Raw genomic sequence first — 8,171 nt, 5'->3', positions numbered from 1 at the left:
GGGATACGACTACTGGCGGGTGGTACCCCGGGCCTGGACGATAGTTTGGGCGGAGATGACCGGACGCTCCCTGCCTTATGATGTTCCCGCCACTTTCTGGCGTAAATATGAGAGCATAGCAGGGGTGTTTTTACCGAGAACTTTTTTAGATGAGGGAAGTTCCGGGATTCCGTTGGAGCGCCGGCGGGAAATTACTTCGAAAAATCAAAGAACGGTGGAAAGGTTAAAAAACGCTTTAACTCTTTTTTGGAGTTAAAGCGTTTTTTTATAAAAAGGAGGAATATGTAAAATTTTATAGAACTTTAATAATATAAGGTATACAGGGGGACAATTATGCACTGGTCGTTTAAATTTCGGCTTTTTGTAGCGGTATGTGTGGTTCTGATGTTAGGCCTTGGGGCTCAAGGGCTAATAAAATATTTTGAAGACCGCCAGGAGTTAAGTAATGCTCATGTAAGTGAAAGTTATAATAGGTACTTGGTGGTGGAAGAAACTTTAAAAAATGAAGAAAAACGCTTGGCGCTTGCCACCGATCTTCTTTTATTAAATACTCAAGGAATTAATGCCTTTGCCACTGAAAATCGTTTGGTCCTTTTTCGTGAATTACTTCCCTTTTACCTGAAATTAAAACAGCAAGGGATCACAAATCTTGCTTTTATAAAACCCGATGGAACGGTGTTTTACCGTTTTCATAAAAAAGAAATGTTTGGCGATAATATCTTAATCAGGCCTCTTATAAGAAAGGCTTTGGCGGAAAAAAAGGAGACTTACGGGTTAGAGCTGGGAAAAACCGGGCCGTATCTTTATTTTTTAAAACCTTTATTTGGGCAAAAGGGCGAATTTCTTGGTTTAATTCAGGTGGGGGAGACATTTGCTAATTTTTTGCAGAAAATTAATTTAGATCAAGAATATATTTATTTGTTTTTTTTACCTTTAACCCAGGATAATTATTTAATTTACCAGAATAAACAGTACAGCGGGCCTCTTTCGGCGTATGGAAACTGGATATATATTGGTTCAAATAACCAAAATTTTGCCCAATACCTGTTAAAGAATGTTTCTCCCGGAGAATTAATCGATTCCAAACCCAAATTTAGCAAGATTAAAGGGAGATTATTTCACCTTATTTCGTTTAATAGAAATAATTTAACCGTGGTGATCGTTCATGAGGAAGTTGAGTTTTTAAACCTTTCCCGAAAAATTATTATAGAAGGGCTCACCCAGTTTATGCTATTAGCCCTGATAACGGGAGTTTTGATCTTTTTTACCGTTTCCAAAAGCTTGCAGCCGGTAGAAGAGATTTTTCTTGCCCTGAGGGATATCAGCATAAAGGGAGTTCTGGGGATAAAACCGGTAAAAATTAAGGCCCCCTTTGAATTTAAAGGTATCATTGAAGGCTTAAATCAGCTAATCACCTTTGTCCAGGAAGAGTATGCGGAGCTTTCGGAAATAAACCATTTTCAAACGATATTACAGCAGGAGACCAGGGAGGAAAATGTCTATAATTTAATCATCAATTTGTTAAAACAAAAATTTGGAATTAATGAAGTTAGTATTTTGCGTTTAAATGAAAGTGATGACCGCTTTGAGGAAATTTTAACCACCGGCATGTGCCAGTGTGATAAAAAAGTGTTATATAGACCCGAGCTTTGTAAAGTCAAAAGAACAGCTAAACCGTTAGTTAAAGAGAGAAACGGAGTGGAATTCTGCCATTATATAAACTGTAACTCTTATTTTTGTTATCCGTTAATTATTGGAGGAAAAGTAAGGGGTGTTATTCAAGCCAGGCTTCCTGAAGATAAAGAAGTAAACAGCGAAAAAGTGTTTCGCTACTTAGCTTTAGCTTCCCCGGTTATTTATAATACCCGCCTTTTGGCCCAGGCCCAGAAAAGAGCCATCGAAGACCAGCTTACCGGATTTTACAACCGGCGTTTTATGTATGGGTTTTTGGAAAAGCAGTTAGCGGTAGCGGAGAGAAGCGGAGAAAAATTAGCGATTATCATGTTTGATTTAGACCATTTTAAAGAAATAAACGATAATTACGGGCACAAGGTTGGAGATGAAGTTTTGAAAGCTCTGGCAACGCTGGTTCAGGAAAACATTCGCCGCCAGGATGTTCCGGTGCGTTACGGAGGGGATGAATTTACCATAATATTACCGGACACTGATCGAGACGGAGCCGGAGAATTGGCGGAGAAACTACGAAAGTTAATTATGGAAAAAACCTTTCCCGGGGCAATCGGAGGGATTAAACTTACCGCAAGTTTTGGCATTGCCGTCTATCCCGATGACGGCAAGAGCATCGAAGAATTGATTGTGGCTGCCGATGATTATCTTTACCGGGCCAAGAAGAAAGGACGCAATCGGGTTATTACTTCCCCTTAAGAAGGTGGTAAGCTTGAAGAAAAGCGAATGGACTAAACAAATTATCACTTTACTGGTTTTGATATTACTATTTTCTTTGCTGCTGTGGGCCAATGCCCATCGCGTTCATGAGAAAATGATGGTACAAATTACCAATCTGCAGCAAAAAGACGCCGAAAAGCAAATTGAAATGTTAGAAAAAGCCCAGGGAGAAAAAATATTATTGGTTTTAAAAACGGTGGCAAGTGACCCGGAATTTTGTGAACTTCTTCAGAAAAAAGACCGGGAAGGTATAAAAAAATACCTTTCGGAGGCTTTTATCAGCTGGAGTAGTTTTGGGATCGATAACCTTGGGATTCTTGACCCAAGTAAAACGGTAGTTTTACGGCTGGCAACGCCTGAGCTTTACGGTGAGAACCTTAAAGGATTTTTAAATTTAAAAGGGGTTCCGGGTGAGTATGAGAGTAAAGTGGTACTGGGGCCGTTAGGTTATCGCTTCCGGGTGGCAGTTCCAGTTTTTACGGAAGGGAAATTAATTGGATTTTTAATGGGGGGCATGAACTGGGAAAGAATTTTAGAGGAAGCGAGCAAAGCTTATCCTGATTTGGGAGTGGTTGTTTTTATAGAAAATAATCGGCTAAAGGCTTTGGGTTTAGATGCAAAGAAACCTTATGGTAAAGTAATAAATTTAGGAGAAGTTAGTTTAATTGCCCAAAATAGAGATTATCCTTTAGCCCATTTAAAGGAGTTAGCAAAATTAAGTCAGAAATTTTCCGGAGTCCGGGTTATCTCCCTTGAAAATTTACAATACAGCATGCTTGCTAAAAAAGGTAATTATGGCGAAACGATAATTTATTTAACCCCGGTGGATAAAAATTTACAGGAGTATCACCGGGATATAGGGATAATGGTGCTATTAATAAGCTTTGAGCTTTTAGCGGTGGGTTTGGTTTTATACGGGTTTTATCAAAGAAATTATGGAATTACCGGTAAGGTTACAAATTATTTAAAAGTAATTAATGAAAAGGGTTTACAAACCACCGAAGAATTGAAGGTTAAGGAAATAGGGGAGTGTTCGTTGGAGCTGGGGCGATTTATAGAAAATACCAGAAAGTTGGTGAAAAGTTTAGAAGATGAAGTTGAATTAAATAGATTATTAAAAAATGAAAAAGAAGAAGATGCTATGTATCAACTTCTGATAAATTTTCTTCATCAAAAATATGATATTAATAATGCTGCCATTTTGGTTTTAAATGAAAGTCAAAATTACTTAGAAGTTAAAGCGTTAGTTGGGGAGATTTTCTGCAATGCCAAAATTTTAGAAGATAAAGACGCCTGCCTGGCGATTTCCCGGGGGCGGATAGTATTTCATTTTCCCGGTTCGCTGGAGAATTGTCCGCAGTATACCACCCCAAATAATTATGCCTGCATTCCAATGATTATTGGCGGTGAGGTAAAGGGACTTATTCATGTTACCTGTAAGGAAAATAATCCGGAAAAGTTAAAGAAGGTTGAACGGGCCGTGGAAATTGCGGCACCTTATCTTTATAATGCCCGCCTTTTAAAAGTCCTGGAATATACTTCAATGGTGGATGAGCTTACGAAAGTTTATAATCGAAGATTTTTAGTAAATTTCTTAGAAAAAGAGATTGCCTTTTCCAGAAGACATGGAAAAGAATTAGGGCTTATTTTATTAGATTTGGACGATTTTAAACTTATTAACGATGTCTATGGTCATGCTGCCGGAGATGAAGTCTTAAGAAAAGTGGGAGAAGTTTTAAAACAGAAGGTGCGGGCGCAGGATGTGGTAGCCCGCTACGGAGGAGAGGAGTTTTGCGTGGTGCTGCCGGGAACCGGCTGGCAGGGAAGCTATGAAGTGGCCAGTAAGTTAAAAGATGCTCTTGCGGAACTTAAATTTTCCGAGCCAGGGCTCAAGGTAACCGCTTCGATTGGGGTTACGGTATTTCCGATTGAGGCTAAAAATTTGGAAGAACTTTTAGGAGTTGCCGACAAGCTTTTGTATTATGCTAAGAACGCCGGTAAAAATAGAGTTATTACTTTGAAAGACCTGGATTTACCCAACTCTTAGAGGTTGGGTTTTTCTTTTGCCTGTAGTACAATTAAAATCTGGAGGTAATTTTTATGTTAAAAAAGCTAAATGATTACCTTTATCGGTTGCCCAGAACCGGCAAGATGCAGGTGGAAGGACTGATAATTACAAGCGAAAAGCTTTTACCGGCTTTATACCGGGATGAGTCTTTAAAGCAATTACAAAATGCGGCATCGCTACCGGGGGTTTACCGGGCGGTTTACGGGATGCCGGATTTACATGAGGGTTTTGGCTTGCCTATTGGTGGAGTAATGGCCACGGTTCTGCCCGAGGGCTTAATTTCTGCCGGTGCGGTGGGGATGGATATAAACTGCGGGGTGCGCTTACTGACGACGCCTTTTTTAGCCGAGGAGATTTCCCGGGAACGGCTTGCCGAATTAATAAAAGCCATTGAAAAATACGTGCCGGCAGGAGTGGGCAAAAAAAATTGGGAAAAAGAAGTAAGGAGTCTTTTGCCCAAAGTTTTATTAAAAGGAGCCCGGGCTTTGTTAGAAGAGGGATACGGTTTTGCGGAAGACCTTAATAAAATTGAAGAAGGCGGGGTTTTGGCAGGAGCGGAGATCAAAGCTTTATCCGAAACGGCTTTGTCCCGGGGTGCGGAGGGACTTGGAACTTTAGGTGGAGGAAATCACTTTATTGAGGTGCAGGTAGTGGCGGAGGTAAGGCGGTGGGAGGTTGCTCAGAGTTTTGGGCTATACCCGGGGATGTTATGCTTGATGGTTCACACCGGCAGCCGCGGGCTTGGGCACCAGGTTTGTACCGACTATACCGAAATTTTATATAAAGCTGGACCGAAATACAATGTCAGTGTACCGGTAAAGGGTTTGGCGGCGGTTCCCTTTTCTTCCCCGGAAGGGCAGAGGTATTATCAGGCGATGTTGGCTTCCGCAAATTTTGCTTATGCCAACCGGCAGCTTATTACCCATTACTTAAGACAGGTGTTTAAGTCATACCTCGGAGACGGAAAGCTTGATTTAGTTTATGATTTAGCCCATAATATTGCTAAAGAGGAGTTCCACGATGGGATCAAGGTTTTAGTCCACCGCAAGGGTGCTACCAGAGCCTTACCGGCCGGGCACCGGGAAAACTTGCCTCTATTCCGGGAAATTGGCCAGCCGGTATTAATTCCCGGAAGCATGGGTACCAAATCGTACGTCCTGCGGGCCACTTCAAATATTTCTTTAACTTTTAACTCTTTAAACCACGGAGCGGGTCGCAGTATGTCCCGGAAAGCTTCTTTAAAGAACTTAACGGTGAGTGAAGTAAAAAAAGCCTTAGGAGATGTTATTTTAAATGAAAAAGTGGAATACGTGCGGGATGAAGCACCGCAGGCGTACAAGGACATCGATTTGGTAATTGAAGCGGTGGTGGGGGCCGGTTTGGCCGAAGTGGTAGCGGTTTTAAAACCTCTGGCGGTGATTAAAGGTAAGGATTAAAAAAAGGGGGATTTTTATGTGTGAAGCCAGTGCATTTATCGTAAATGGGGATAAGGAAGAACTTTTTTTGGAACGGGTGGATAAACTTATTCCGACCGAAGAGGGACTGTTACTGGAAAATATTTTTGGCCAGAGAAAAGTGATTAAAGCAAGAATAAAGCGTTTGGAGCTGGTGGACCATCGGATACTGCTGGAGCGGGAGGATTAATGGAGGAGCTTAAAGCATTAAGGGAAGAGGCGTTAGCCTGTCAGCGCTGCAATCTTAGAGCCCATGCCCAAAGGGTTGTGTTTGGGGAGGGAAATGAAAAAGCCCTTTTAATGTTAGTGGGGGAAGGTCCGGGAGCGGAAGAAGACCGGCAGGGTAGACCTTTTGTGGGGGCTGCCGGAGAACTTTTAAATAAAATCCTGGACGCCGCAGGGATTTCCCGGGAAGAAGTTTACATTGGCAATGTAGTAAAATGCCGTCCCCCCAATAACCGGGTTCCTACTAAAGAAGAAGTGGCTGCTTGCCGAACTTTTTTAGACCGGCAAATTGAGTTAATCAAACCCAAGATTATCGTCTGCCTGGGAGCTACCGCCGCCCAGGCGTTAATTGGACCGGAGGTTAGGATTACTAAAATCCGGGGGATCTGGCATGAAAAAGGTGAAAAAAAGATAATGCCGACTTTTCATCCGGCAGCGCTTTTACGGGATCCGACGAAAAAACGCCCGGCATGGGAAGATTTTCAAAAAGTCCGGGATTTATACTTTGCTTTGAAAAAAGAGCAGGAAGTGGAGGAGTTTGAACAGTTAAAGCTCTTTTAACCCATTTAAGCCCTTGGCCTTTTGCAAAAAAGAGGCTGAGGGCTTTATTATTTTCAGAATTGCACAAAAAGTACAATTTTTATTATAACGTGAATTTTTTAGCGGAAAATAACTGAAATTAATTGTACATTTTGTCCTAAAACTGGCAATGGAACGAAGCTTAGGTAAAATATTAAAATTTAATAATAACGCCAAAAGATGACGAGGTGATATTTATGAGTAGAATTAACCGAATAAAAATCTTGCGAGAAAAAAAGAAAATAAGCAGAAAGGAATTGGCTAATAAACTTCACATTTCCTACTGGGCCTTGTGTAAATATGAAAATAATGAGCGAACGCCGGATCTCGAACTTTTATGGAAAATGGCGCAGGAATTTGAGGTAAGTATTGAATACCTTGCCGGACTTTCCGATACCAATCCTCCTTCTGCCGCTTCTCCCGTAATTAAAAAACTCAGCCAACTTCCCCAGGAAGCCTTAAATGAAGTTGACCTCTTTGTTGATTTTCTCCAGTATAAATACAACCTGAATGGGGAGTAAAAATAAAAATTTGTGGTGTTTTAAGCCCTTCGTTTCTTTTTTCCCGGGGTTTCTCTTCGAATGCTTTGCTCTGACCACCTCGATTTTTGCCCGGCAGGCAAAATAAGGGCGGGATTTATTTTCCCGCCCTAAATTTCTTTAAGCCTTTTTAGCTCTTCCACAAGCATGTTTAATTCTTCATCGTCTTTGGCGTAATAAAGAGCTCCGGGACCGCAGTGATTGACGCAGGTACCGCAGTTCTGGCATTTTTCCCGGTCGTACTTTAACTTATTTTCGCTGTGATCAAAGTAAAGAGCTCCGTACAAGCAGTAAGTAGCGGCAGGACAGTCTTCGTTTTGGTCGCAAAGATCGAGGTCAATATAAATAGGCATACGGTACACCTCCAAAAATTCATAAAATTTTAAATTATTAGTAAAAGTATAACATATCTAAAGTATAATTGAAAGGTGTTTGGGACAAAATAAAAAGCAACCTTATAGATTCTAAGGTTGCTCCTTTAATCCCAGCAGCGAAATAAATTTGGAGGTAAAGATTTCCCGGGCTTTGGTGATCTTTGTTAAAAAGGCGGTTAAATCATCGGCGGTTTCAAACAACGCGAGGGCGTTATAGGCGCATTTCCGGACGCATTGGCCGCAACCGTTACAGAGATCGGCTTTGAAAAACAACCTGTTTTCCACGCTATCGTAAACAAGGGCTTTGGTGCTGCAGACCTCGGCGGCAGGGCAGCAGGGATCTTTAAGGCAAACTTCGTGGTCGATGTACAATGTCACGTCAAGCCCTCCTCAATATTGACTATGTTATATAACACGAGAATGTTAATTTTTTCTATATAATAACAGAAGAATTGAGTGTTGTAAAGAATTTAATGGATAATCCCCCTCGTTTTTTCCCAAAATAAAAATGAAAAGGGGGGTTTTA

At 41.2% G+C, this 8,171-nt stretch carries 8 protein-coding genes and 1 pseudogene; 7 read left to right on the top strand and 2 right to left on the bottom strand.

The window, feature by feature from the left end:
• The 7 genes and pseudogenes from ciss_RS07950 to ciss_RS07920 all read left to right on the top strand — a co-directional run.
• Positions 1–256 (top strand): annotated as a pseudogene (locus ciss_RS07950) (acetoin utilization protein AcuC); the annotation flags it as partial.
• Between the two features lie 77 nt (positions 257–333).
• On the top strand, positions 334–2,385 hold the full coding sequence (locus ciss_RS07945) for a sensor domain-containing diguanylate cyclase (protein WP_075865738.1): 2,052 nt from the start codon (positions 334–336) through the stop codon (positions 2,383–2,385).
• 13 nt (positions 2,386–2,398) lie between these two features.
• Positions 2,399–4,453, top strand: a complete 2,055-nt coding sequence (locus ciss_RS07940) for a diguanylate cyclase (RefSeq protein ID WP_075865737.1) — start codon at positions 2,399–2,401, stop codon at positions 4,451–4,453.
• A gap of 53 nt (positions 4,454–4,506) precedes the next feature.
• The gene (locus tag ciss_RS07935) at positions 4,507–5,910 is read left to right on the top strand and encodes an RtcB family protein (protein WP_077177514.1); all 1,404 of its coding nucleotides are present in this window, start codon (positions 4,507–4,509) and stop codon (positions 5,908–5,910) included.
• A 16-nt stretch (positions 5,911–5,926) separates the two neighbouring features.
• A complete protein-coding gene (locus ciss_RS07930) occupies positions 5,927–6,118 on the top strand; it encodes a CooT family nickel-binding protein (protein WP_075865736.1) in 192 nt (63 codons plus the stop codon).
• Positions 6,118–6,714, top strand: coding sequence for a uracil-DNA glycosylase (locus ciss_RS07925; RefSeq protein WP_075865735.1), 597 nt, complete (start codon positions 6,118–6,120; stop codon positions 6,712–6,714). The genes ciss_RS07930 and ciss_RS07925 overlap by 1 nt, the downstream gene beginning before the upstream one ends.
• A 215-nt stretch (positions 6,715–6,929) precedes the next feature.
• A complete protein-coding gene (locus tag ciss_RS07920) occupies positions 6,930–7,253 on the top strand; it encodes a helix-turn-helix domain-containing protein (RefSeq protein ID WP_075865734.1) in 324 nt (107 codons plus the stop codon).
• A 128-nt stretch (positions 7,254–7,381) separates the two neighbouring features.
• Here ciss_RS07920 and ciss_RS07915 read toward each other — a convergent pair whose 3' ends face one another.
• Both ciss_RS07915 and ciss_RS07910 read right to left on the bottom strand, forming a co-directional pair.
• Complete coding sequence (locus tag ciss_RS07915; RefSeq protein WP_075865733.1) at positions 7,382–7,624, bottom strand: 4Fe-4S dicluster domain-containing protein; 243 nt, start codon at positions 7,622–7,624, stop codon at positions 7,382–7,384.
• 111 nt (positions 7,625–7,735) lie between these two features.
• Positions 7,736–8,023, bottom strand: a complete 288-nt coding sequence (locus tag ciss_RS07910; protein ID WP_075865732.1) for a 4Fe-4S binding protein — start codon at positions 8,021–8,023, stop codon at positions 7,736–7,738.
• Positions 8,024–8,171 lie beyond the last annotated feature (148 nt).

The sequence above is a fragment of the Carboxydothermus islandicus genome (assembly GCF_001950325.1).
Lineage (GTDB): Bacteria > Bacillota > Z-2901 > Carboxydothermales > Carboxydothermaceae > Carboxydothermus > Carboxydothermus islandicus.
Note: the sequence above shows the minus strand (reverse complement) of the source record. Positions and strands in the feature narration are given on the sequence as shown.